This window comes from Bacteroides parvus (assembly GCF_017309675.2).
Taxonomy (GTDB): domain Bacteria; phylum Bacteroidota; class Bacteroidia; order Bacteroidales; family Bacteroidaceae; genus Bacteroides; species Bacteroides uniformis.
On the sequence record NZ_CP084680.1, the window covers coordinates 1,208,974 to 1,235,450 of the forward strand.

At 48.2% G+C, this 26,477-nt stretch carries 19 protein-coding genes and 1 pseudogene; 8 read left to right on the forward strand and 12 right to left on the reverse strand.

The window, feature by feature from the left end:
• Nucleotides 1-17: 17 nt before the first annotated feature.
• From JXR92_RS04755 to JXR92_RS04765, 3 genes are all read left to right on the forward strand, one after another.
• Nucleotides 18-3,602 carry a hypothetical protein gene (locus JXR92_RS04755; protein WP_138345199.1) on the forward strand — a complete coding sequence of 1,195 codons (3,585 nt, stop codon included), beginning with the start codon at nucleotides 18-20 and terminating at the stop codon, nucleotides 3,600-3,602.
• A gap of 370 nt (nucleotides 3,603-3,972) precedes the next feature.
• Entirely contained in the window at nucleotides 3,973-4,821 is an 849-nt protein-coding gene (locus JXR92_RS04760) for a helix-turn-helix transcriptional regulator (protein WP_117599865.1), read from the forward strand.
• 35 nt (nucleotides 4,822-4,856) lie between these two features.
• The gene (locus JXR92_RS04765) at nucleotides 4,857-5,516 is read left to right on the forward strand and encodes a hypothetical protein (RefSeq protein ID WP_117599864.1); all 660 of its coding nucleotides are present in this window, start codon (nucleotides 4,857-4,859) and stop codon (nucleotides 5,514-5,516) included.
• Between the two features lie 419 nt (nucleotides 5,517-5,935).
• On the opposite strand, the gene JXR92_RS04770 is transcribed toward JXR92_RS04765, so the two are convergent.
• The 4 genes from JXR92_RS04770 to JXR92_RS04785 all read right to left on the reverse strand — a co-directional run bounded on the left by JXR92_RS04770 (nucleotide 5,936) and on the right by JXR92_RS04785 (nucleotide 10,711).
• Nucleotides 5,936-7,891 (reverse strand): DEAD/DEAH box helicase, encoded by a 1,956-nt coding sequence (locus JXR92_RS04770; RefSeq protein ID WP_138345197.1) that lies wholly within the window; start codon nucleotides 7,889-7,891, stop codon nucleotides 5,936-5,938.
• Nucleotides 7,892-8,029: 138 nt separating this feature from the next.
• Nucleotides 8,030-9,094 carry a tyrosine-protein phosphatase gene (locus tag JXR92_RS04775; RefSeq protein WP_117599862.1) on the reverse strand — a complete coding sequence of 355 codons (1,065 nt, stop codon included), beginning with the start codon at nucleotides 9,092-9,094 and terminating at the stop codon, nucleotides 8,030-8,032.
• 103 nt (nucleotides 9,095-9,197) lie between these two features.
• Nucleotides 9,198-10,118, reverse strand: coding sequence for a carbohydrate kinase family protein (locus JXR92_RS04780; protein WP_138345195.1), 921 nt, complete (start codon nucleotides 10,116-10,118; stop codon nucleotides 9,198-9,200).
• Nucleotides 10,106-10,711, reverse strand: a complete 606-nt coding sequence (locus JXR92_RS04785) for an SIS domain-containing protein (protein ID WP_117599860.1) — start codon at nucleotides 10,709-10,711, stop codon at nucleotides 10,106-10,108. The genes JXR92_RS04780 and JXR92_RS04785 overlap by 13 nt, the downstream gene beginning before the upstream one ends.
• Nucleotides 10,712-10,903: 192 nt before the next feature.
• Between JXR92_RS04785 and JXR92_RS04790 the strand changes: the two genes are divergently transcribed.
• Complete coding sequence (locus JXR92_RS04790) at nucleotides 10,904-12,151, forward strand: M16 family metallopeptidase (RefSeq protein ID WP_138345193.1); 1,248 nt, start codon at nucleotides 10,904-10,906, stop codon at nucleotides 12,149-12,151.
• Nucleotides 12,152-12,160: 9 nt separating this feature from the next.
• Here JXR92_RS04790 and JXR92_RS17550 read toward each other — a convergent pair.
• From JXR92_RS17550 to JXR92_RS04805, 3 genes and pseudogenes are all read right to left on the reverse strand, one after another.
• Nucleotides 12,161-12,378, reverse strand: a pseudogene (locus JXR92_RS17550) (alkaline phosphatase); the annotation flags it as partial.
• A gap of 202 nt (nucleotides 12,379-12,580) precedes the next feature.
• Nucleotides 12,581-13,162: an epoxyqueuosine reductase QueH gene (locus JXR92_RS04800; RefSeq protein ID WP_117599858.1), complete on the reverse strand. Its 582-nt coding sequence runs from the start codon at nucleotides 13,160-13,162 to the stop codon at nucleotides 12,581-12,583.
• Nucleotides 13,162-14,346, reverse strand: a complete 1,185-nt coding sequence (locus JXR92_RS04805) for a DUF5009 domain-containing protein (RefSeq protein ID WP_138345191.1) — start codon at nucleotides 14,344-14,346, stop codon at nucleotides 13,162-13,164. The genes JXR92_RS04800 and JXR92_RS04805 overlap by 1 nt, the downstream gene beginning before the upstream one ends.
• Nucleotides 14,347-14,401: 55 nt before the next feature.
• Between JXR92_RS04805 and JXR92_RS04810 the strand changes: the two genes are divergently transcribed.
• The 4 genes from JXR92_RS04810 (at nucleotide 14,402) to JXR92_RS04825 (ending at nucleotide 21,060) form a co-directional block, all read left to right on the forward strand.
• Nucleotides 14,402-16,045 (forward strand): DUF6377 domain-containing protein, encoded by a 1,644-nt coding sequence (locus JXR92_RS04810; protein ID WP_117599856.1) that lies wholly within the window; start codon nucleotides 14,402-14,404, stop codon nucleotides 16,043-16,045.
• Between the two features lie 205 nt (nucleotides 16,046-16,250).
• Entirely contained in the window at nucleotides 16,251-17,501 is a 1,251-nt protein-coding gene (locus tag JXR92_RS04815) for a glycoside hydrolase family 5 protein (RefSeq protein ID WP_138345189.1), read from the forward strand.
• A 366-nt stretch (nucleotides 17,502-17,867) separates the two neighbouring features.
• Nucleotides 17,868-20,093 carry a glycoside hydrolase family 3 C-terminal domain-containing protein gene (locus JXR92_RS04820; RefSeq protein WP_117599854.1) on the forward strand — a complete coding sequence of 742 codons (2,226 nt, stop codon included), beginning with the start codon at nucleotides 17,868-17,870 and terminating at the stop codon, nucleotides 20,091-20,093.
• Between the two features lie 280 nt (nucleotides 20,094-20,373).
• On the forward strand, nucleotides 20,374-21,060 hold the full coding sequence (locus JXR92_RS04825) for an MIP family channel protein (protein ID WP_117599853.1): 687 nt from the start codon (nucleotides 20,374-20,376) through the stop codon (nucleotides 21,058-21,060).
• 134 nt (nucleotides 21,061-21,194) lie between these two features.
• Here JXR92_RS04825 and uxuA read toward each other — a convergent pair whose 3' ends face one another.
• From uxuA to lepB (JXR92_RS04850), 5 genes are all read right to left on the reverse strand, one after another.
• Nucleotides 21,195-22,367 carry a mannonate dehydratase gene (gene uxuA, locus JXR92_RS04830; protein WP_117599852.1) on the reverse strand — a complete coding sequence of 391 codons (1,173 nt, stop codon included), beginning with the start codon at nucleotides 22,365-22,367 and terminating at the stop codon, nucleotides 21,195-21,197.
• A 34-nt stretch (nucleotides 22,368-22,401) separates the two neighbouring features.
• Nucleotides 22,402-23,214: an SDR family oxidoreductase gene (locus JXR92_RS04835; protein ID WP_117599851.1), complete on the reverse strand. Its 813-nt coding sequence runs from the start codon at nucleotides 23,212-23,214 to the stop codon at nucleotides 22,402-22,404.
• Nucleotides 23,215-23,323: 109 nt separating this feature from the next.
• Nucleotides 23,324-23,959 (reverse strand): WbqC family protein, encoded by a 636-nt coding sequence (locus JXR92_RS04840; protein ID WP_117599850.1) that lies wholly within the window; start codon nucleotides 23,957-23,959, stop codon nucleotides 23,324-23,326.
• Nucleotides 23,960-24,048: 89 nt separating this feature from the next.
• Nucleotides 24,049-24,984 (reverse strand): signal peptidase I, encoded by a 936-nt coding sequence (gene lepB / locus JXR92_RS04845; protein ID WP_117599849.1) that lies wholly within the window; start codon nucleotides 24,982-24,984, stop codon nucleotides 24,049-24,051.
• Nucleotides 24,981-26,474, reverse strand: coding sequence for a signal peptidase I (lepB, locus tag JXR92_RS04850; protein WP_117599848.1), 1,494 nt, complete (start codon nucleotides 26,472-26,474; stop codon nucleotides 24,981-24,983). The genes lepB (JXR92_RS04845) and lepB (JXR92_RS04850) overlap by 4 nt, the downstream gene beginning before the upstream one ends.
• Between the last annotated feature and the right edge of the window lie 3 nt (nucleotides 26,475-26,477).

Genomic DNA, 26,477 nt, shown 5'->3' on the forward strand with positions numbered 1-26,477 from the left:
TTAAAGAATAGATACATATGAGAATCAAACATTACACTTTGATAGTCGCTTTTCTGGCGATATCTATGGGAATCCCTCTCGTGCAAGGGTGCAGTGATCCCTTCGATGAGTATGGAAACGGCGGGACAGAAATGCCTGTCAGGGACGGCTGGACGTCTGTCAGCATGTCTGTCGAAGGACTTGGTCTTCGAAATCCCCTGACACGGTCCCTTACACCGGAGGGGGAGAATTCCACGGCAGCGGAGAGGATTAGGGTACTTGTGTTTGACAAGGACAACAAGTTTTCATATGAGGCCAAAGTGACCTCCTATATTCCTTCCGGTAATCCGGCTGACAAGAAAGGCAAGGGTACCATGACCTTGTTGGCGAAAAATACTCCTTCAGGCGATACCAGTACATTCGTGATGCTGGCCAATGTCACCCGGTCAGCTAATACAGACGCAGACGGACTGGCTGGAAAGACACGGGAGGAAGTCATGCAACTTTTCACTTTCTCCATGCCGGACAAGGGGGTATGGAAAGACGGGGAGTTGCCGATGTGGGGTGTCTCGGACCCGGTCAGGGTGGATCACAGTGCCGGTGCTGTTCCCAAACTTGGAACTGTCTATCTGGTCCGTGCCGTAGCACGTGTGGACGTGGGGCTTAACTTGAGCAACATGTCGGAAGGGGCCTCTACATTCGACGAGAAAGCCGGGGGGATTGAAGGGATAACGCTGACTAAAGTGTTTTTTTATAATACCAATACGACGGGACGGGTCTCCCCGTTCGAGAACGGGATTTACTGGGATGAGGCCAATAGAAAGGCGAAACAGCCTTCTATTCCTGATCCGGCTCCGGCTGTGACAGGAAAGATTGATAGAACATCTTCCATAGTGGATGAGAAAATCTTGTTACGTGAGGTATATGTTCCGGAGGCGGTCAATGCGCCGACGGCTGCCACGCAAGGAGCCAACGGAGAAACTCTTCCTGAGAATAATACGGAAAATTACTTGAAACGTCCTTATATCGTTGTCGGACTGACCGGTGCAGATAAGAGCCGTCCTGACAAGGAAACTTTCTTCCGGATAGACTACCTGAAACGTACTGGAGCCGAGGCTGATGCGACATACGAGTACCTTCCCTTGTTGCGTAATCACCGTTATCTGGTGAATATCAAGGCTGTAGGTGGTCCGGGATTCGATACGGAAGAGGATGCTAGGAAAGGACCGGCCGCCAACATCATGTATAATGTTGTGGTATGGAATGAGTCCATGATGTCTGATGTATTGTATGACGGGCAATATATGCTGGGAGTCAGCGCTGACCATTTCACTTTTTATAGGGAGGGAGGCAGCCTAACGGCAAAAGTGCAGACTTCTTGGCCGGAGGGGTTCACGATAGAGGGACTGCCTGCATGGATCGGTTATTCTATAAAACCTTCGGATCCAGATAAGACCGCACCGACCGATGAGAAAACCGTGACCTTTACGGTCACAGAACATGTGGATGCATCCCGAATGTGGCCGGAAAAGCCGGAAGATGCCCAGGATGCGCTGAAAGCCGCTTATGTGAAGGCGGGGCGTATGAAATGGTTTCTTGGCTTTGAACAGTCTAAGGATATCAATGTCACCTTACAGATTTTTGCGGACGAGGCCTGCAGCCGGCCGCTGGAGTTTATTGAGGTCAATCAGTATGGCGAGAGCTATGGGCAGGCAGATAAGGTGATAACGAAAGACGGGCAGACGCTTACGGCAGAAGAGGCAGGTGCCAGGGTTACTTTCTATGTAAAGACAGAACCGCATGATTTGGAACCCGTTTTCCATGCTGAAGCTGCCAATCCGTTCAAGATAGAGAAAGCGGGTCAACTTGCCGGGGGAATATGGAAGTACACGGTGACGGCTCCCGACATTACAGGAAATACGGAGTATTTCGATAATTTCAATACCACTTATACTTTGACCGTCACACATGTGGGAACCGGCAAAAGTGCGTCGGGGAAACTCAGCCTCCTGCAGAAGGAATATAATGCCATCCCCTTCTTTGACAAATTCCTGCATCAGTCATTGCTGGTATCTAGTAACAGTATCTATCTGATGGATGGCAAACAGAAACAATATTATGTCAAAGCCAACAGCGAATACAAAATTGAGTTGGTTTCGGCTTTGTCTGACAACAATGCTGGTAATGTGATAGAAGACTTTATGCTTTTCTATGAGAAGGATCCTTCCCTTTCGGGAAAACCTGTGCCTTTCATAGCTGTTGACGATATGGCGTCTCCGCGTCTTTACTCCGGTAAGGCGAAATTCAAGATTTATTCCCCTGATGGTCTTTTTCCGGAAAGAGAATTTGAGTTGGAGCTGGTTTCCGGAATTGTGCAGCCTGAAGCGAATACATATATGCTTAAAGCGGGAGCAAAGCAAGGGATCTTTATTCCTGTTTCCCGGGTAAATACTGCCTATGAGTATTACAAAAAGCTTCTGGATCATGACGCTGTTTTAAGTGATAAGCAGGGACTTCCCGGTAGCAAAGAGGATTTCATGTTGAATAAGTTGGATGCAGATGATGATTGGAGAGTCAATATCGTGTGGACGGACATTAAAGAGGCTGGCGGACATAATGATATAGAAAAAGCGGGACTCAGTGAATTGTCCGAACAGGGAGGTTCCGGTCCGGGATCATATATTTATGTCAAGCCAGGGCAGACTCCGGGAAATGTGTTGATAGAAATTAAATCTGGAAAGATCAAGGGGAATCCGACACTCTGGTCCTGGCATATCTGGATTGTTGACAAGTATCCGACAGTCTTGGATGTTGCGAGTCAGGGAGGTGATGGTCCGAAAACGGTTCAATTGATGTCGCATCTGTTGGGAGCATACGAAAGGGTCCAATCACAGTATAGTGCAGATGCATATAGGGAATTTGGTATGCAATATCAATGGGGCAGGAAAGACCCGTTCCCGGCACATGATGTTCGTGTCAATAAAAACTTTTATGACGGCAGTGGCAAGCTATTTGATTTCCTTTGGGAACAGAGAGGAAATGATGTGGATTATGGAAAAACAGATGCTCAGCAAGCGAGAGGGGCTGCTCTTACGATGAAACAGAGCATCGAACATCCAAACGCTATCGTCTCTCATCAAAGTTTCTGGCTGTATGAATGTTTCCCGCATGGGTTTGTTAGTTATTTCAAAGACCGCTGGGTATTCCTGTATCCATGGAACCAGCCTTCCCAGACAGGGAATCCGGAGGATGTAGGCGGGAAAACCGTATTTGACCCTTCTCCTTACGGATTCCGGATTATGTCGCAGAAAGAGGCTGTAACTTTGAGGTTTGCATATTATTATGCAAGTCGTTCCGGCCTTAACACACCGCTGCCTGGAAGTATTTATGACGGCAGTTTTACAGATGGCAAGTCTGGGGGTAATGAAGTCATTTTCGCCGTGGCACAAGCCAGAAGCGATACTCATGCAGGGCGTTATCTGCTTAATTCCACTGGAGGTCCTGCCGGTTGGGCGCCTACTTCTAATACAAGCGCTGTTTACAGGCGTTGCATGACTTATTCCGTACGTCCAGTCGTCGATCCAGATGTAAAGGATGATTATGAGAAATATTTACCCCAATAAGTTATATCCCGTGCAGACGAAAACTTGCACGGGACATAAAAAATGACAAGAAAGTTTCTCATATACTTTTGTTTTGAGACATTCCGGTGTTTTTTGTATAAGCCACATATTCATGATGTGGAAGTTGCGAGAGTCTTGTTTCGTATTACTTTTATATAGTATTGGGAGGGACTCAAATATATATCATGATGAATCCTATTTTAGTGACCTGTATGTAAACCTTTATATCTAAGGGATTGTCAAAATCAGAGGTTGATTGATTAATCAGCATACATCTTGTATGTTAAATTTGTCTGTTTCAATTAATAAATTGTCCATTTTGTTAAAAACAGACGTGCTTTAATTTTTGTTGTAATAAAAAACAAAAAACATGAAATTGCTATATCTGAATGAACATTTATCTTGCCTGAATTACCAGATGAATTCGGACGTGGGATTTTCTTGTCAGCAGCTGGAGGAGAATGAGGTATATCGGATTGATAACAGCAGGTCATCATGTACTCTTTTTATGATTGAAGGGGAGGTGATTTTTGATTTGGGTAAATATAAAGGTTTGCGGATTTTACAAAACCAGATGGTGTTTATTCCGCAAAGCATAGGAACCCGGATGAAGTCTATAATCGGTTCGAGATGCATGCTTTTATTTTGGGACAAGAATGTGAGTGTGTGCGACAAATTGTTTTTGGGCTCGTTGTCTGTCAGAGGTAAGGAGCAAACGGCTGATAATTTTATTCTTCCCATCAGGAAACCTCTTGTTAAAGTACTGAATTCTGTTGGAACGTATCTGGAGGCAAGGCTGCTTTGCAAACATATGCATTTGCTGAAACAGCAGGAGCTGCTCTTGGTGCTGAAGGGCTTCTATACAAAGAAAGAACTATCGGCGTTTTTTTCCGCATCGACTGGTATTCGGCGGCATTTTGAGAAATTTGTTATGGAGAACTATAAGAGGGTGAACTCTGTCAAGGAATTCGCTGATTTATATTATGTTTCCGAGCGTTCCTTCAGCAGAAAATTTCACTCCAGCTTCGGGGAAAGTCCCTATAAATGGATGCAGAGGAAAAAGGCAGAACAGATGTTGGACATGATTAGTGATCCGGAACTTTCCTTTCAGGAAATATCCGATAAGTTAGGTTTTAGCTCGCCCTCCCAGTTTACGGCATACTGCCGGAGAATATACGGGATATCCCCTTCCAAGTTGAGAGAAAAAAATAAAGAATAAACAGATTTTTATAATTGCATTATAACGGAGGAATTATGGAATATTCGAATGCAGATCTGTCCGTTGGGCAAACAGATCTTTCTTATGTGGAATTACCGAAGATCTGTATATCTGTCTACAAGGAGATTGTTAAGGAAATGGCAGAAGTGATAAAGGATGCTCGGATTCGAGATATTTTTTACTCCCTTTCTATCGGGGGAGACGTATCGGCTGTCTCCAGGAGAACAAATATTTCTCCCAGAAATCTGGCATATATGTATAAGAAAGCGGGTAGGCAGGTTCGCTTGGAATGGAAGCCCTATTCTGAATGGAAAAAGGAATTGGACCGTTTATATATCAGATGCCGGAATTATGAGGCTTTGCTGGCACATTCCCAAGAGGATGCTGGACAGAATTTAAAGAATGTAGTGATAGTTGTAAGGGAACAGGATGTTCCATCGGAATATGTGCACCTGCTGGCTACACCTTTAGGAAATCTGGATATAAATTTCAGGACTTTACGTGCACTTAGAAAATACAATATCTGCCAACTTGAGGATCTTTTACGGTTTATAAAATATAATGGGTTTGATGCGCTGTGCAGACTTCCTGGTATGGGAACCAAATCCGTAGGACAGTTGTATAAAATTTTAAAAGAGAAAGGTATTTTGGAAGATAAGGAGACTTGCACTCTATTTCCCTATCTTTTTGTGTAGGATATATGGGAAATAAGATATTCATGCTTGAAAAGAATGGATATTCTATCAATCACCGTTTATCAGAATTGGAACAGACGGTAGCTAATTATTCAAAGAAGAATGATTCCTTTGTGTGTACCTCGTTGCTGTTGGTTGAAGGGTATCTTCTTCAACGTCCAGATTTTCGATTCTTACACATTCGCCACGGGTTTGATCAAGTTTGTTAAAGAGTTTTTTGTTCGCATTGACAACTACATTGATAAGGTTCATATTGAGTAAACGGTAACCGGGAGTAACGGCCACCATCTACACGTAACGTATTACTCCGCAGTTCCAGCCTAATGTTTATACAACACGCGCAATACTATCATTGATGAAATTTTTATTGGCTATGTACTGCGCTCCTCATCTTTTATGCAAATTAAGTATAACAACCTCTATCTCATTGTCTTTTTCGGTGTCCGTTTTGCCCAGCCTTCTTCACTGAAGTCAGGTTCTGGGTTCTTGAAGTCATTGCTGCCTTGAAAGAACTGTTTCCAATCGTCTTTTTTGCCACGGGCTTTGGTATAACCGCGTTCCTCGCGGCTGGGCTTGCCTTTCTTCTTGTCGTTTGCAGGGTTTTCGGCTCTGTCTCTACGTCTGCTGGCAGCATCGTTCCGTTTGCCGTCTTCCTTGTTGCTGCGCTTCTTGCCGTCGGAATCTTTTTTTCCATAGCTTCCGGCTGTACCCGTGCGTCTGCCTTTCGGGACATTCTTACCTTCGTCTTCGGCAATCTCTACAGATACTTTGCGACCGTTCCAGTTGGTACGGTTCAAGGCTTTCATTACATTGTTGGCTTCTTTTTCCTCTACTTCGAAGAAAGAGAATTTCTGCATCAAGTCGATGCGTCCTAGCTCAATGCGTCCACGGGTGTTTTTGTTCAGCAGGCTGATAAGCTCACTGGGAAAAAAGTTGTCCATTTTGCCCAGATTTATGAATAGGCGTTTGTAGCCCGGTTCGGCTTGATGATTGCCACTGCTTCGGTGTTCACTCCGCTCACCGTTTCTTGTTCCGCGTTCACTGCCGGTTGCTGTCTCTATCTCTTCACGGTCGCGGTAGTAGTCTAGAAAACGGTTGAATTCATGCGAAACCATCCGCTTAATCAAATCTTCCTTACTTAGCCAGTCCAGCTTGCGGTAGATATCAGTCATAAAGTCAGCGATTTCCTCCTCGTTTACTTTCACTTTTTCAAGGTCGTCTATCACTTTGAGCAGTTGTTTTTCGCATATCTGTTTGCCGGTAGGCATTTCGCCTGCAATGAATTTCTTGCCGATGATGCGCTCAATCTCGCGCATCTTGCCTTTCTCGCGCAGGTTGATAATGGCGATGGAAGTCCCGGTTTTTCCAGCACGTCCCGTACGGCCGCTGCGGTGGGTATAACTTTCGGTGTCATCGGGCAATCCGTAGTTGATGACGTGGGTTAGGTCGTCCACATCGAGGCCGCGTGCGGCAACGTCCGTGGCAACCAGCAGTTGTAGGTTGCGGATGCGGAACTTCTGCATCACGGCGTCACGCTGCGCTTGACTCAGTTCGCCGTGCAGCGAGTCGGCATTATAGCCTTCCTGCATCAACTTGTCAGCTATTTCCTGCGTTTCTTTGCGGGTACGGCAGAAGATGATGCCGTATATCTGCGGATAGTAGTCCACAATACGCTTCAGGGCAGCATACTTGTCTTTGGCATGTACACAGAAGACTACGTGTTTCACGTTGCTGGTGCTTTCATTTTTGCGCCCGATGGTGATTTCTTTGGCATCGCGCAGGTACTTCTTGGAAATGCGTGCGATTTCCGGGCTCATGGTAGCGGAGAACAGCAAGGTATTGCGCTCTTGCGGAACGTCGGCAAGAATAGCGTTGATGCTGTCCGTGAATCCCATGTTCAGCATTTCGTCCGCTTCGTCCATAACCACGTTCTGTATGGTGGCGAGGGACACGGTTTTGCGTTCCATCAGATCCAGCAGTCGTCCTGGTGTGGCTACGATGATGTGTACACCCCGTTTCAGGGCACGTATCTGGCTTTCAATGGACGAACCGCCATATACGGGCAATACCCGTAAGCCATCAATGTATTTGGAGTAATCGTTCAAATCGCCGGCTATCTGCAAACAAAGTTCACGGGTAGGGCAGAGAATAAGTGATTGGGGAATTCGGTTGTTGACGTTAATCTTCTGTATGAGCGGCAGACCGAACGCTGCGGTTTTTCCTGTTCCAGTTTGTGCCAGTGCTACTACATCATTGTTTTCTCCTAAAAGGTATGGAATTACTTCCTCTTGTACCGGCATGGGCTGCTCGTAACCCATTTCTTCGATGGCGCGGCGTATCTCCGGCGACACACCGAGCTCTTCAAATGTCTTCATTAAATCTTTTGTATATCTTTATATTTCGGACGCAAAGATAGTGCTTTTCAATGGATATTTGATAATTGATGGTTGATAATTATGTAATTACATGATAAAATCGTTTTTTATTGACTACTGATTATCCATTATGCATTGTCAATTATCTACTAAAAGAATGTCTTGTAGTCTCTTTCTTTCTTCTTTCGTCAGGCCGATGCCTCTTTGCAGGTAGGTGTCGGTATCTCCATACCTTCGTTCCATTTCTTCGATGGCGGCATTTAGGAAATCTGCGCGTGCTGAGAATATGGTGGTGATAGCCTCTTGCGAACGTGCCGGAAGCTGGTAAGCGTACCGAGAGGCAGCCGGGATGTTGAAGTAGTCGTTGCTGAGGCGGTAGTCTTCCATGATGATGTCTTCGCCCACTCCAAGGGAGGCAAGCACAAGCGCCGATACAATGCCTGTGCGCCCTTTGCCTGAAGAGCAATGGATTATGAGGGGATAATTGTTCTTATCCAGTAGGATATCGAAAATCTGACGGTATTCTTTAGTATAGTTGCTGATGAGCTCGCGGTTCATTCGCTCCACTATCCGGTGGACGGTATCACTCTTGATTGTCCGCTCCTGCACACCTTTCAGGATATGCTCCATATCACCAGTAGGAATAGGGATGTGCACCACTTTGAATTCTTGCTGCAAGGGGCTTTGTCTGTGTGCTTCATCGAATGAGCGCAGGTCGATGATAGTCCTTATTCCTATATTCTTGAGCTCCTTGCGCGAGCACGGTTCCAATTTGTCTATTTCGGCAGAGCGATATAGCATGCCCCAATGTACTTTCTTTTGGGTAGGATAGGACGTATAGCCTCCCAAGTCGCGGAAGTTCTGTATGCCGGGGATATTGATGTTGCGGGTGGCAATCTTTACCCGGTATTTGTCACCGAATACAAGCATGTAGTAGTATCGCTGTGTAGGGTCGGTAGTGATGACGGTCATCTTCAGATCGGAGATGTTGGCAATGGCAATAGGAACGTCTTCGGGGATGTCCTCCGGGTTAGTCGAGGCATATACTTTAACATTCCCTTTGATAAGAGGGGCCATTTCCCATTTCACAATGCAGTTGCCCACATTGTTTTCTTCGCATACAACGGAAATGTGAGGGGCAGTGCCGCTACAAGAAGGGAGCAGCACTGCCAAAACAAGCAAGTTCAATAAATTCCTATACATAATTCGTAACCTCTCTGATGTCGTTAATCACAAATATATGTAATTTATCCACAGAGGGTAACGTCAATGTCAGGCTTTTATATTTCTTTTTTGAACTTTAAAATTATCTGTGCTTCTCTGCAAATTCCTTTGAAACGGAGTTGTTGAAACTTTTGCATACCTCAGCGGCAAACTCAATGCCGCATTGGATAACTTGGTCCCAAGTAGCTTCGTTCATGGTATCGAGGTCCTTGTAGCGTACATTATGTTTCAGCAGCCCGAAGATGATGCCTGCGTTGAAATTATCTCCTGCACCGATGGTACTGACCGCTTCTAACGGAGGAATGGAATATTCCTTGGAAATCGTGTCGGTGCGCAATGATACCTGCTCTGCGCCGGCAGTACAGAGGAAGTTACGGCAGTAGAACTTTACTTTGTCTTTGTATATCTTGTCAGCCTCCTGCAGGCCCCACATATAGAAGAAATCCTCTTGCGAGCCGCGTACAATGTTGGCGTATTCTAGATTTTCGATGATGGTGGGAGCCAGCTTGATGGCCTCCTCTTTATGGGACGAACGGAAATTGGGGTCGTAATAGATAATGGCATGCATGTCGTGTGCGCGTTCCAGCAGTTCTAATACTTTGTCGCGCAATACGGGGTTTAAGGCATAATAAGACCCTATTATAACGATGTCGTCCTCTTGAATTTGTGGATACTCTATATCTAATCGTTGTTTGGGGTAATCTTTATAGAAGATGTATTCCGCATCACTCCGGTCGTTAAGGAAAGCGAGTGATACGGGGGATTTCCCGTCAGGGAAGACATTAACATGGTCTGTGGGGATATTGTTCTCGCGCATGAAGTTGAGTATGATATTGCCCACGTGATCATTGCCTGTTTCACTGATAAAGCAAATGGGAACGCCGATACGTCCCAGCGAGACGATGCCGTTGAATACTGAACCGCCTGGGACAGCTACTGTGGGCTGTTCGCCACGGAATATGATGTCTAGTATGGTTTCTCCGATACCTATTACTTTACGCATAGCGATCTTGATTTTTCTCCGAGGTAACCACCGTGATGGCGCTTGGAGTAGTCTTCAATGGTGAATCCAGTTTCTTTCATGGTCTGTACAACCAAAATGTCACCGATGACGGTCATGGCAGTGGTTGAAGTCGTGGGCGTCATGCCCAATACGCATACTTCTTGGGGGTTCCCGGTGCTGAGGCATACATCGGATTCGTGTGCCAGGGGGCTATCAGGGTTTCCGGTGATGACGATAAACTTCAGTTCCGGACTTAGGTTATGTGCCAACTGTGTCAGCTCCACGATTTCACGAGTTTTGCCCGAATTGGAGATGAGTAGCAACAGATCATTCCCCTGAAGGATGCCGAGGTCACCGTGCTGTGCTTCGCTGGGGTGCAGGAAAACGGACGGAATACCGGTGGAGCAGAAGGTAGTAGCGATGTTCATGGCTATTTGTCCGGCCTTGCCCATACCCGAAGTTACCAGTTTCCCTTTTTTGCGGTGCACTTGTTCTACGATGAGTTCTACAGCTCTTTCATAAGCGTCCGTCACTGGAATGTTCAGTACGGCTTGTGCCTCTTTCTGCAAAAGCTCTTGAATGGATGCAATCATACTCTTAATGTATTTAATGTGCTAATATGCTAATGTGCTAATTGGCTGCGCTGTGATGCCGCATGGTCATTGGCATATTAGCACATTAATCACATTAGCACATTATAGCAATATGCAAATATCTGCAATTTTCTATAAACGGCAATAAGTTTTATTGTATTTTTGTCGCCTCAAATAGTTTGAAACGTCAGAATGAAGAAGTTAAAAGAGAATTTACCGTCGGCTTTCAACCAACATATTTTGTCCAACGGCTTGCGCATCATTCATGAACCTTCAGTCTCCAAGGTGGCTTATTGTGGTTTTGCTGTAGATGCGGGTACGCGCGATGAGCTTGAAAACGAGCAAGGTATGGCGCATTTTGTGGAGCACCTTATATTTAAAGGTACCGCCAAGCGTAAGGCATGGCATATCCTGAACCGTATGGAGAATGTGGGCGGAGACCTTAACGCCTACACCAACAAGGAAGAGACGGTGATTTACTCTGCTTTCCTGACCGAGCATTTCGGCCGTGCCTTCGAATTGTTAACGGATATTGTATTCCACTCCACTTTCCCGCAACGCGAAATCGAGAAGGAGACGGAGGTGATTATCGACGAGATACAATCCTACGAAGACAACCCTTCCGAGCTCATCTTCGATGATTTCGAAGACTTGATATTCAGAGGGCATCCCCTGGGATGCAACATTCTGGGCAATCCCGGGCAACTGAAGCTGTTTCGCAGTGAGGATGCCGCTGCATTCACTTCTCGCTTCTACCATCCCGGCAATATGGTCTTTTTTGTTCTGGGCAATCTGGACTTTAGGCAGGTGGTGCGCTGGGCGGAAAAACTCCTCGCGGATATACCTGCCATGGCAGTGGACAACCGCCGTACGCCACCGCCCCTCTATGTACCCGAGCATCTTGTAGTGCATAAGGATACTCACCAGGCACATGTCATGATTGGCAGCCGGGGATATAATGCATACGATGACAAGCGCACCGCACTTTACCTGCTGAACAATGTTTTGGGTGGCCCGGGCATGAACAGCCGATTGAACGTTTCTCTCCGTGAACGTCGTGGGCTGGTCTATAACGTAGAATCCAACTTGACTTCCTATACCGATACGGGAACTTTCTGCATCTACTTCGGTTGCGACCCTGCAGATTTGGACTACTGCACCCGCCTGGTATATAAGGAATTGAAACGCTTGCGTGATGTCCGGATGACTTCCTCGCAGCTTGCGGCTGCCAAGAAGCAACTTATCGGACAAATCGGTGTAGCTTCGGATAATAATGAGAACAATGCGTTGGGCATGGGCAAGACTTTCCTGCATTATAATAAATGTGAAACTTCCGAAGCCGTGTTCCATCGCATTGAACAGCTCACTTCGGAAGCTCTGTTGGAGGTGGCAAACGAGATGTTTGCCGAGGACTATCTTTCGACGCTCATTTATCGCTGATCGCTTTTTTTATTTGAAAACCTGCAACATAGGACGTCTTATCCATACTTGTGGCTGTTTCAGTCCGAGGATGTGGACAATGGTGGAGGCAACGTCATACTGCATCATGCTTTCGTGGAATTCGCCTCCTTTCTTAATGTTCTTTCCGGAGCCTGCATTTCCTGCATGGTCTTGTTGCCATGGCCGTTTTCAATGCCTCCGTGGTTGGCAGTAACGATGAAGATGGTAGGAAATATGCTATGATGGTTCAATACACGTGACTGAAGTTCGGGAGTCTTAGGGCCTCATTGTAGGCACCCCAGCCATCAAGACCGATGAAAACTACGTGTTTGGCTCTTCACTTAGCATTGCAGGGAACAGAAAAGAGGTATACCGCTGTCGGAGTGATGAGTAATGTAAAAGTCAGTTTCTTCATGTTTTCTTTAGTTTTTATTTATTCTTTTCCAGTCGTTGCATGCTGAATTCACAGCCGCAATACTGCTGGTTATAGAAATCATACTCTTTCAGCAGTTGGTTGCGTCGCTCCTGGAGCCCGCCCTTCCGCCAATTCTGTTCCCAGAAGAGGGTGCCCGGATAGAGTGCGGCGGCACGGCGTCCTGCTTCATTGATTTGTTCCAGGCTTTTCCAGCGCGAAGAGGCAAGGGTGGTAGTGAATACGGAGAAACCATGCTCGGAAGCGTAGCGGGCTGTTTCTGTCAGGCGCAGAGTGAAGCACTTCAGGCAGCGGCTGCCGCGTTCCGGTTCATGCTCCAGGCCCTGCATGGTATGTAACCAGTGTGCATAATCATAGTCTGCATCGATGAAATCGATGTTTTTGGAGGTTACGAAACGGATAGCCTCGTTTTTCCTTGTCTCATATTCTGCCTGCGGATAGATGTTGGGATTGCAGTAGAATACGGTCGGGCGTATGCCGTTGGCCAGCATGCACTCGATGATGGCGGAAGAACAAGGTGCGCAGCACGAATGCAGCAGCACCTTGTTGTCACCGTTGGGTGTCTGAACTTTCAACATTATACTTTCAGTTTAATCTTGCCTTTCACCAGCAGGCCGGTCAGCCCCACAATGACAAGCGAGAACACGAGGGACTTGAGCAGTCCCGGTACACCGCTTCCCAATGCCTCGGGATAGTGCAGATGCAGCAGTTGCTGGACAGCATACCAGATGTAAGGGATAATATAGCAGGTCAGCGTTGCCGTACCTGCAGGTTTGATGATATCGAACCAGTTGGTCTTGCCTTTCACGTCCGTCAGCCAGTAGAAGAAACCGAACAGCGGGAAGAACATGGCTAGGCAGTAGAACAACCATGTCGGCGTGGCTTGTATTTTGGATATAATCCAGAACGGGTGTGAGACGAGGGCAAGGACAAGCATTCCTACGCCGAGGGCACAAAGCATGCCGATGAATCGTCCCGGCCGTTCCCGGTCGGCATAACGCTGCATGAGCAGGGAGGTCAATACGCCGGACATACCGAAGGCATGCAGCGTCCAGTCACTCGGGGTAAAGGGAAGCAGGATAATCCGGCTGCCGTACTCTCCAGGTATCAAGTCTGAATGGCTGACTACGGCAAGCAATACGACCACGAACCAGGCAATGGCATTCTTCCGCAGGCTTTCCCGGGTGAACAGATAGATGCCTGCACATACCGCATACGTCCAGCCGATAAGTCCGAGGATGCCCCACCAGCTTATCTGGAACGGTTTCCCGTTCATGTCCTTGTAGATGACGAGGAAGGCGAGCAGCAGCACGCCTGCTGTTTTCATTGCGGTGAAAAGGGTCTTTTTCGTTCCTTCCGCTTTGGGATATACCCCCCAGGTGAGGAAGAAACCGATGACCATCAGGATGGAAAACCATTGGTGCGATAGACCGCCTTCGATGCCTCCGCTGTTCAGTGAAAACAGTCCCATGGCAATCAGCGCCACTGTCCGCCAGAAGATATGGGCCACGACTTGCAGGGTGTTGTCTCCCTTTTTGTACCGGTTTTGTATGGCAAAGGATACGGACATGCCCATACAGAAAAGGAAAGCGGGGAAGATGGTGTCGGAGAATCCCATCATGTCTTCGTCCATCCTAGCATGCATCAGCCAGTGGGGGACGTTTTTCAGTCCGGGAATGTCGTTGACAAAGAGCATGAGGAACATGGTGAGTGCGCGGAATACGTCTACCGCGGCAACCCGTTGGGGTGTTAAGCTTTTCATGATAGATAATTTGTTTGGGGGTTTAGAACGCAAATATAGGAAACTATTTTTTCCGATGCTACTGCTTTGCAGGATTTCTTGCTATATTTGCATGAACTTTATGGTCATGGAAAGGAGATTGTTCACTTTTTGTTTTCTTGCCGTCGTGGTATGGCAAAGTGTGGTTTTTGCTGCCGGCACGCCCTCTTTTACTGCGCTGACGTCCTCTTTGGATGAGGCTATCGAGGCGCACCGGCACTATGTCGCCGTGCGTGAAGGACGCATTGCCCGGCTGAAGCGCCAAGTGCTGGATACCGATACCGCCAATATCTCTTTTTTTCGATGGAATGGGGAAATCTATAAGGAGTATAAGACATATATCTGCGATTCGGCCATCCATTATCTTCGTGTCAATCTGGATTGGGCAGAGCGTTATGGCCGGCAGGATGCGGTACTCGAAACAAGGCTGGAGCTTGCCCACCTGATGGCTTCGGCAGGTATGTACGAGGAGGCTGCCGAACTCTTGAGGCAGACGGACAAAGCTTCCCTTCCCTCCCATCTGCTGCCGGACTATTACAATGCCTGTCATAAACTTTACACAGAACTGAGTTTCTATACGCTGGACGATTCTTTCAAGAAGCATTATCAGGCTTTGGCTACCCATTATGACGATTCTTTGATGCAGGTACTTCTGCCTTCATCCTCCCTCTACCTGGAACGAAGAGAGGCGCGGGAGGCCGCTGCAGGCCATCCGGACGAAGCCTTGAGCATCAATGATACGCGTCTGGCACATGCCAAGCCCAATACTCCCGAATATGCGCTGGTGACCTATCAGCGCTCATTGCTCTACCGCCGGCTCGGGAACCGGGAGGAGGAGAAGCGCTATCTGGCTTTGTCGGCACTGACCGATATTCGCCTGAGCATCACAGACCATGCCTCACTCTGGAACCTGGCGGAACTTCTTTATGAGGAAGGGGATATGGAGCATGCCTACCGTTACATCCGTTTCTCGTGGGACGAAACCAACCGATACAACGCCCGTAGCCGCAGCCTCCAGACTGCCGGCATCCTTTCACTGATAGACCTCACTTATCAGGCCATGCGCGAGAAGCAGAATGACCGGCTCCGGCTGTACCTCTGGCTCATCAGCACTTTGATTGTGCTGTTGGTGGTGGCAGTGGGCTTTATCTACCGGCAGATGCAGCGACTCTCTGCCGCACGGAACAAACTGGAGCATGCCAACGAGCAACTGCAACTCTCAAACAACATCAAGGAGGAGTATGTGGGCCGTTTCATGAATCTCTGCTCCGTTTATATCAACCGGCTGGATACCTACCGGCGGATGGTCAACAAGAAAATCTCTGCCGGGCAGATGGAAGAGCTGCTGAAGATGGTGCGTTCCCGTGAGGTGCTGGACACCGGACTGAAGGAACTCTATGATAACTTTGATACTGCCTTCTTGCACCTTTTCCCCGATTTTGTCGATAAATTCAATGACTTGCTGCAGCCCGAAGAACGCATCGTGCTCCGTAAAGGCGAGTTGCTAAATACGGAACTCCGCATTTTCGCCTTGATTCGTCTGGGCATCGACGACAGTTCGCAGATTGCAGAATTCCTCCGTTATTCCGTAAACACCATCTATAATTACCGTGCCAAAGTGAAGAACAAGGCCCGCATTTCGCGCGAGGACTTTGAAATACGGCTGATGCAGATACGCTGACAATACGTCAAACCGGCTTTTTGAATCCACTTTCTGCCTTTCTCTTCTTCTACTTATATTTCTGATTATTAGTTGTTTGTTTGTTTGTGCTTCTTTACTTCTTCCACCTATTCCCGATTCGCCGGTACGAGGTGTTCTTATCTTTCCTAACTTTGGGGAAGTAAAAGCGAATATCGCAACTAATACCATAACCAAAATTATTGCCATGAAACATTTATTAGCGACAAGCATTTCCATCGCCTTGCTGTCTTTGGGCCTTGCGGGATGCGGTGAGAAACAAGCGACAAAAGAAGTAACTTCGGATGCATTCGTAACCATTCAGGGTCAGGACTTGATAAAGCCCGACGGTACCAAACTCTTCATCATGGGTACCAACCTGGGTAACTGGCTGAATCCGGAAGGATACATGTTCAAGTTCAACAAGACCAATTCCGCTCGTTTCATCAATGAGATGTTCTGCCAGCTGGTGGGACCGGACTTTACGGCCGACTTCTGGAAAGCATTCAAGGACAATTATGTAACGCGCGAGGACATCCGCTTCATCAAGGAGCAGGGTGCCAACACCATCCGCCTGCCTTTCCATTACAAAATGTTTACGGACGAGGACTATATGGGGCTGACTGCCGACCAAGACGGCTTTGCCCGCGTGGATAGCCTGGTAGAGTGGTGCCGCGAATCGGACTTGTACCTCATCCTCGACATGCATGACGCCCCCGGCGGACAGACGGGCGACAACATCGACGACAGCTACGGCTATCCCTGGCTGTTCGACAGCGAAGTCAGCCAGCAACTTTACTGTGACATCTGGCGCCGGATAGCCGACCACTACAAGAACGAACCGGTCATCCTCGGTTACGAACTCTTCAACGAGCCCATTGCCCCTTACTTCGAGAACATGGAGGAGCTCAACGGCAAGCTGGAAGATGTATATAAGAAAGGTGTAGCCGCCATCCGCGAGGTGGACAGCAACCACATCATCCTGCTGGGCGGTTCGCAATGGAACGGTAATTTCAAGCCTTTCAAGGACTCCAAGTTCGACGACAAGATAATGTACACCTGCCACCGTTACGGAGGCGAACCTACCCAAGCTGCCATCCAGACGATTATCAACTTCCGCGACAGTGTGAACCTGCCCATGTACATGGGTGAGATAGGCCACAATACGGACGAATGGCAGGCCGCTTTCTGCCAGACGATGCGCGAGAACAACATCGGCTATACCTTCTGGCCCTACAAGAAGATGGACGGTTCTTCTTTCGTCGGCATCACTCCGCCGGAGAACTGGGCAAACATCGTGTATTTCTCCGAAGCACTGCGTGCCACGTACAAGGAAATCCGTGAGGCACGTCCCGCGCAGGCCATGTCCCGCAAGGCGATGATGGACTTTATCGAGGCATGCAAACTGAAGAATTGTGTGGTTCAGGAGGGTTATATCCGGTCATTGGGAATGAAGTAGCGGGTACTGCCTCGCTGCAAACAGTACGTATCAAGTCCCAGAGGATGAGATGCCGGGACTTAGCATGAAAGAGGTAGGGACTGAGCTGTACACACCATAGGACTGAGAACCCAAAACATCCGGATGTTTTAAGGCAAAACATGGGGATGTATTGGGATAAAACATCCGGGTGTTTTGGGGTAAAACATGGGGATGTTTTGGACAACAACATCCGGATGTTATGGATACTCACTATACGGCTGTAAGGATTTCAGTTCCTATGTGTGGGGGGATAAGTCATATTCCCTTGTCTGCTGGGGATTGTCAATAGTACGGACTGATTATGAGTACTTACTTAAATTATATAACAACTTAAATTGTACAACAATGAAAAAAGTATTATTCGGTTTGGTTCTGGCTGCTGTCGCGCTGCCTCTTTCAGCCCAGCAGAAGCCCGTCTATCTGGACGCAAGCAAACCTATTGAAGAAAGAGTGGAAGACGCTTTGAGCCGTCTGACCCTGGAAGAGAAAGTGAAGTTGACTCATGCGCAAAGCAAGTTCAGCAGTGCGGGTGTACCCCGTCTGGGCATTCCCGATGTATGGACGGATGACGGCCCTCACGGTATACGTCCCGATGTGTTGTGGGACGAGTGGGAACAAGCCGGATGCACCAATGACTCCTGTGTGGCTTTCCCTGCCTTGACTTGTCTGGCAGCAACCTGGAACCCCGAAATGTCTCTCCTTTACGGACAGAGTATCGGTGAAGAGGCGCGCTACCGCAACAAATCGGTCTTGCTGGGCCCTGGTATCAATATCTACCGTACACCGCTCAACGGACGCAACTTTGAGTATATGGGTGAGGACCCTTATCTGGCCGGAAAGATGGTAGTGCCCTATATCCGGGGCGTGCAGCAGAATGGTGTGGCTGCCTGCGTGAAACACTTTGCCTTGAACAACCACGAAGTGAACCGTCACACCACCAATGTCATCGTGGACGACCGCGCCCTTTATGAAATCTATCTGCCTGCCTTCAAGATGGCTGTGCAGGAAGGTGGAGCGTGGAGCATCATGGGTGCCTACAACCTTTACAAAGGCCAACATCTTTGCCACAACCAATACACATTAAACGATATATTGAAGGGCGAATGGGGATTCGACGGCGTAGTCATTTCCGACTGGGGCGGCACGCACGATACTCGGCAAGCCATTACCAATGGGCTGGATATGGAATTCGGCAGTTGGACTAACGGACTTTCAAATGGTGCCAGCAATGCATACGACAATTATTATCTGGCGAATCCCTACCTGAACCTCATACGCGAAGGCAAGGTCGGTACTAAGGAGCTGGACGACAAGGTACGCCGCATTCTGCGCCTTATCTTCCGTACGGTGATGAATCCCGACCGTCCGTGGGGAAGTATGCTTTCTCCGGAGCATTACGAGGCTGCCCGCCGCATCGGCGAGGAGGGCATCGTACTGTTGCAGAACAAAGGCAATGTGCTCCCGATAGATTTGGACCAGACTAAAAAGATTCTGGTAGTGGGCGAAAATGCTATCAAGATGATGACTGTAGGTGGTGGCAGTTCTTCGCTGAAGGTGCAGCGTGAGCTTTCTCCGTTGGACGGTATCAAGCAGCGTGTGGCTGGCAAGGCTGAAGTGGTGTATGCTCGTGGCTACGTGGGCGATGCAAGCGGTGAGTATAATGGTGTGGTGACTGGACAGAACCTGAAGGATGACCGCACTCCCGAAGAACTGATAGCCGAAGCCGTGAAAGAAGCCCAGGATGCCGATTATGTAATCTTCATCGGCGGTTTGAACAAAAGCAACGGCCAGGACTGTGAGGATTCAGACCGTGAAGGTCTGGGTTTGTCTTACGGACAAGATGCTGTTATCTCTGCACTGGCAAAGGCAAACAAGAATCTGATTGTTGTCAACATTTCCGGCAATGCCATTGCCATGCCGTGGGTGAACGAAGTGCCTGCTATCGTTCAGGACTGGTATCTGGGTTCCGAAGCCGGTAGTGCTCTCGCCGCTATCCTTATGGGGGATGTGAATCCCAGTGGCAAGCTTCCGTTTACCTTCCCCGTGAAGTTGGAGGATTGCCCGGCCCACAGCCTGGGTGAATATACCGGCAAGCGGAGCAAGGACATCATCGACATCAAATACAATGAAAGTATTTTTGTAGGTTACCGTTGGGCCGATAAGCAGAAGAAGGTGAAACCGTTGTTCCCCTTCGGCCACGGTTTGAGCTATACCATTTTCGAGTATGGCAAGCCCACAGCCGACAGCAAGACCATGCAGGCCGACGGTACGCTGACCGTGAAGGTTTCTGTAAAGAATACCGGAGCGCGCGAAGGGCAGGAAGTTGTCCAACTGTACATCAGTGACAAGAAGTCCTCTCTGCCTCGTCCCGTCAAGGAACTGAAAGGTTTCCAAAAGGTGAAACTGGCTCCGGGCGAAACAAAGGAAGTCACATTTACCATTGATAAGGAGGCTCTTAGCTTCTTCGATGACACCCAGCACGCTTGGGTGGCCGAGCCGGGTAAGTTCGAGGCTGTCATAGCAGCTTCGGCAGCCGATGTGAAGGGAACGGTTCCTTTTGAATTGAAATGATGTAGGGAAATAAAGTTTCCTTTTAGGTTATTATCAAAGATAGTGTAGATGGAGGGTGTGGCCGTGAGGTTGCACCCTTTCTTTGTACTCTTTACAAGCCAATATGTTTTCTTATATTTCTGAGTTTCTTCGGGTTGGCTAAAGAAGATGCAGATATGCTGGATGTTAGAGTCAAAGCAGTGATGTTTTGTAGTAATGGGTGAGTTTTTACCGCCGTGTTTAGGCAGATTTTCATCTTTTATATTTATTTTTGCAGAAATCAATGTTTAATAAAACTATCATGAAGAAGTATTTAGCAGAAATGATCGGGACAATGGTTCTTGTCCTGATGGGATGTGGTAGTGCTGTCTTTGCCGGAAGTGCGGCGGGGGCGGTTAGTGCAGGTGTCGGAACGCTGGGAGTGGCTTTTGCTTTCGGCTTGTCCGTTGTGGCGATGGCATACGCTATCGGAGGAATCTCGGGATGTCATATTAATCCTGCCGTTACCCTGGGCGTTCTGTTGTCCGGCAGGATGAGCGGGAAAGATGCAGCCATGTATATGGTGTTTCAGGTTATCGGGGCGGTTATCGGTTCTGCCATTCTTTATGCATTGGTGTCTACGGGCGCTCATGGCGGTCCTACGGCTACCGGTTCCAATGGGTTTGCTGACGGAATGATGTTGCAGGCATTCATTGCAGAGGCTGTGTTCACGTTTATCTTTGTGCTGGTTGTCTTAGGTTCTACGGATTCCGAGAAGGGGGCGGGTAATCTTGCAGGATTGGCCATTGGTCTTACGTTGGTATTAGTGCACATTGTTTGTATTCCTGTTACGGGAACTTCTGTCAATCCTGCCCGTAGCATCGGTCCGGCACTGTTCCAGGGTGGCGAGGCTCTCTCTCAGTTGTGGCTGTTCATTGTAGCTCCGTTTGTGGGTGCTGCGCTGAGTGCCGTTGTATGGAAAGTGCTTGCTGCAAAAGAAGGTAAATAAATGCCGGCAGACAGTGCCTTAAGAAGAGGCGGCTGATGGCAGAAAACTTATAAAGGGAAGCCCTCCGTCCGAAACTTCAAAGTTTCGGACGGAGGGCTTCCTGTTCTTTCCTTATGCTTGCTATTTCTTGTGCCTTATTCGTACAGCGATTTGGCTATACCCATTTCCAGTCCACGAAGTTCTGCCAGTCCACGCAGGCGGCCGATACAGGAATAGCCGGGATTGGTTTTCTTCTTCAAGTCGTCCACCATCTGGTGCCCATGGTCAGGGCGCATTGGGATGGAGACGCCACGATGTTGCTGCAGTTCAAGGAAGGCTTTCATCACGTGATACATGTCCACGTCTCCTTCCAGGTGGTTGGCTTCGTAGAAGTTGCCTTCGGCGTCGCGTTGCGTACTGCGCAGGTGGACGAAGTTGATGCGGTCGGCAAACTGCTGCATGATGGCTGCACAGTCGTTGGCACTGCTTACACCGAGTGAGCCGGTGCAGAGGCAAAGGCCGTTGCTCTTGTTGGGAACAGCGTCAATCAGTGCCTGGAAATCGGCAGCACAGCTCATGATGCGTGGCAGGCCGAGGATGGAGCACGGTGGGTCGTCTGGATGGATAACGAGCATGACACCTGCTTCGTCGGCTACCGGAGTGATTTCTTGCAGGAAATAGATCAGGTTGGCACGCAGGCGTTCCGGAGTGATGCCTTTGTAGCGGTCCAGTTCCTGCTGGAACTGTTCCAGGGTGAAGCTTTCTTCTGAACCGGGAAGTCCGGCAATCATGTTGCGTACAAGCAGTTGTTTGTCTGCCTCCGTCATCTGTTCGAAGCGGGTACGGGCCTTGGTCTTTTCCTCGTCAGTGTATTCGGCTTCTGCACCGGGGCGATGTAGCAGGAAGAGGTCGAAGGCGATGAAGGCGGCACGTTCAAAGCGGAGGGCACGACTGCCGTCAGGTAGTTCGTAGGCGAGGTCGGTACGTGTCCAGTCCAGTACGGGCATAAAGTTGTAGGTGACAATGTGAATGCCGCATTTGCCCAGGTTACGCAAGCTCTCTTTATAGTTGTCGATATACTTCTGGAAGTCTCCGGTTTGGGTCTTGATATGTTCGTGTACGGGTACACTTTCTACTACAGACCAGCGCAGACCGACGGCTTCAATCATTTCTTTCCGTTTCTTGATTTCCTCTACTGTCCATATTTCCCCGTTTGGAATATGATGCAAGGCGTTTACAATGCCGGTAGCCCCGGCTTGTTTGATGTCCCAAAGGCTTACCGGGTCGTTGGGACCGTACCAGCGCCAGGTTTGTTCACAAAGAATCATGTTATTTATTGTTTGATGATTTGCAATTTACTATTTACATCGCGAATGCGTTGAACCCTCCGTCCACTACAGCCACCGTACCGGTGACAAAGCTGGAAGCATCGCTGATGAGGTATTGGATGGTTCCGCAAAGCTCTTCTGCACGGCCCATACGTCCGAAGGGAGTTTGGCGGATCACATCTTGCCCACGTTCCGTGTAGCTTCCATCCGGGTTCGTCAGCAGGGCACGGTTCTGCTCTGTGAGGAAAAATCCGGGTGCGATGGCATTTACACGAATACCTTCGCCAAACTTTTTGGCAACTTCTGTAGCCATGAAAGCTGTGAAATTGGAGATACCGGCTTTTGCGGCAGCATATCCGGCTACGCGCGTCATGGGGCGGAAAGCAGCCATGCTGGAGAAGTTGACAATAGCGCCTGCCTTCTGCTCCACCATTGGTTTGAGGAAGACTTGTGTAGGCAGTACGGTACCGGTCAGGTTTAATTCCAGCACCCGTTGGAATTCTTCTATCTTCAAATCGAAGAATGTACCCGTAGGCGCGATGGTGGCACCCGGCATATTTCCACCGGCTGCATTCAGCAGGGCATCTATGCGTCCATAGGTTTTCAGAATATCAGCCAGGTTCTGTTCCAGCAGTTCACGGTTCGTCACGTCGGTTGTCAGGAACATGGCTTCTCCACCGTTTGCCTTGATTTCTCTGGCAATGGCGTCCCCTGTTTCTGCCTTGCGTCCTAAAACAACAACCTTTGCACCTTCTTCTGCCAGATGAAAGGCGATGGCTTTCCCCAATACTCCCGTTCCACCGGTTATAACCACTACTTTGTCTTTGATGTCAAATAAGTTTTTCATGATTCATTCATTTAAAATTACGTTGTGTTTTATTTGATTAACATTGCAAAAATACGGAATAATCTGTTGCACTGCATTTACAATCGTACAGAAAATATGTGCTTATTGTTTAGGTGATGGACTTCTGTAATATCAATAAACTCTCCGGTCCCATATTGAACAGCAGGTCTATGATGCTCAAGTTGGGCAGAAACCCGAGTCTCTCTTGAAACACCTGATAATAAGGTTGTGGTGAGAATTCTGTATCTTCCAGGGCAAAATCCTTTTTCGGATGAATGCGTTCGCGGAAATCTGTCTCATGCGGAGCAAACTCAGTCCGGTATCCGGTAGTACGTGTCATATCCGGTTGCAAGTCTATCAAGGAACAGACGAGGTGGCAAAGTTCTTCGTTGAAATCGGCTAAAAATTCATATTTCTGTTCATAGAAGGGACGGAAGTCATCCTTGTAGTATTCGAAGAAGGGAGTGTGGTTATAGGCAGATTCTATGGCATTCCAGTGCAGATGCCTCCAGTTACCGTGGTCTGAAATACGTATATCGCGCATCGGGCATTTCAGGGTGCTCGGTTTGACGGTGGGGATGGAAAGGGCCAGTTCACCGTCCGGTGCAGCAATGGTACAACGGTTCCGGTAAGTCTGCTTCATATAGTGGTCATGCTGTTCGATGAATACTTTATCGTATGCCAGTAGTTTGGTATAATATTCTATGGGAGCCAAATAGGCGGAAGAAAGAAAAACTGTTTTCATCAGTATATTTACGATTAGATGATTTGCGATTTACGATTGAAGTTACTGTTCATTGTTTGTATTTTCATTTTTATTCTTTCATTTGTTTGTCATTCCACTTTTTTCCATATCCTGCCCCATCGGTAACCGCTGAAAGGTCCTGTTCCCTTTTCTTTGGAGAACCAGATGACAGACGCCTTGCCTATGATGTGGTCTTCGGGGACGAAACCGAAAAGGCGGGAGTCCGAAAGATTGATGGCATTGTTGGCACCTACCCAGTAGTAGTCTTTGGTAAAATGGCAGTGCTGCACGGGCTTGCCTTCCACATAAAGGGTGTCGTTCTTGATTTCGGCCTGTTTCTTTTCGTGAAGTACCAGGGTATTCCGCAGCAAAGTCTTGTTCCACGGATATACGCGTACGGTTTTGCCTTTGCCGGGGATTATCAGAGGTTTCAACATCTCCATGGAGTCTTCCTTGACAATCGGTTCTATCCAGCAATTCCCGTTCATGGCTTGTTCCAGCAAGTAGTGTTCATAGCGGCTGAAACTACGTATATTCTTTATTGAGTCCTGTCCCAATAGTTGGTTGGGAGCGATGGAAAGGATGGAAAGCAATGAATCCAACTGTCGTTCCCGTTGCCTGGGGTAAGAATAAAGAAACTTCTGGTCGGGTGCATTCTTTTCGGAAGGAATCACTGAAAAAAGCGAATCTATCAGCAAGGTATCTCCGGGAGTACCGATGCAACGGCTGATAAAGACTTCCCGTCGGTCGATCACGGGTTCTGAAAGATTGGCAGGATTGTTGAATACAAGAATATCCTCTTTCTGCACCGGACTGTCCGCCCAGCGATGATATCCCCATAACTTCATAAAAGGAAGTCGTAGACCGTAGCTCCACTTGTTTACAAGAATACGTTCACCCTGATACAGTGAGTTCTCCATACCGGAAGAAGGGATAAGATAGGAAGTTGCCACACAACCCCGAAGCAGCACTACGACGAGTGCCACTCCAACGATTGTAATTGCTATCTTCCACCCTTTTTTCATTTAATGTTGTCCACCCACTTGAATATCCGGTTCCAGCGTATCTTGCCATCAAACCAGCTGCGGTCTTTGTCCAGTGACAACCATACTACGATAGGCTTTCCTACGACATGGTCTTCCGGCACAAAACCCCAGTATCGGGAGTCGGCGGACTTGTCGCGGTTGTCGCCCATCATCCAGTAGTAGTCCATATTGAAAGTATAGGAGTCGGTCTTTTCACCGTTGATGTAGATGCCGTCTTCCTTGACTTCCAGTTTGTTGCCTTCATAGGCAACGATGCAGCGTTCGTAGATGGGCAGGTTATCCTCGGTCAGCTTGATGGTGGCGCCTTTGGCAGGAATCCAGATTGGGCCGTAGTTGTTGCGGTCCCATTGGGTGTAAAGGTTCAGCGGATACATCTGTCCCGAGAATTCTCCCGGTTCGATGATAATACTACTGATGAGTTTCTTGTTGCCCGAAAGGGTCTCGTACATCTTTTTAGTGAGCGGAAGATGATAGACCGGTGCCAGCCTGCCTTGGGCATCCCGGCGGTCCAATCCCATTTCAATCAGATTCTCTTCCCAGCCCAGACCGTCGGTCATCAGTGTCTGGTCCTCTTTGCTGATGCCCAGTTCACGGAACATATCATCGGTGATATAGGGCCCCGTTGTTTGTACAAAGTAGTTGAACTGCATTTCTGTAGGGTTCTCGATAGCTTTGCCGTCGATGTATACTTGTCCCTTCTTGATTTGCAATGTATCGCCGGGTAGGCCTACGCAACGTTTTACATAGTTTTCACGACGGTCGACGGGACGTATGACAATGTCACCGTACATTCTCGGATTGGAACGGATGAGGTTACGTCCGGCATTGTAGTACAAATCATAGACGGTACGTTGCTGTTTGCGTGTCAGACTGTCCATATTCACTTTGTTGGGATACACGCGTTTTCCTTCTTCGTAAGCAAGGGTATAGAAATCTGTCTGCTGGAAGTTGGTGGCTACCGTGTCGCCTGCCGGGAAGTTGAACACCACAATGTCGTTCAGTTTCACTTTGCCGAAGCCCGGTACACGTTTATATTTCCATTGGGGCCATTCGATGTACGATTTGGTGTTGAATACCGGCAGTGTATGTTGTGCCAGCGGCATGGAAAGCGGCGTATTCGGTACGCGCGGGCCATAACTCATCTTGCTGACGTAAAGGAAATCGCCTACCAACAAGGATTTCTCCAATGAGGAAGACGGTATCTGATAATTCTGGAACACATAGATATTTACGAAGTAGACGGCTACCAGCGCAAATACGATGGCATCCACCCAACTCATGATGCTGCGTACGGCAGGATTCTCCGATTTCTTCCAGAACCCCCAGGGTATCTTCTTACTGATGTAGATGTCAAAAATGAAAGGTAGTACAATCAGCCCCAGCCAGCTTTTTACCCAAACCAGAAAGGCAAGGTAGAGCAGGGTGACTATACTGAATTTAATCCATTGGGTGCGTGTTGCTTTTCTCATGAT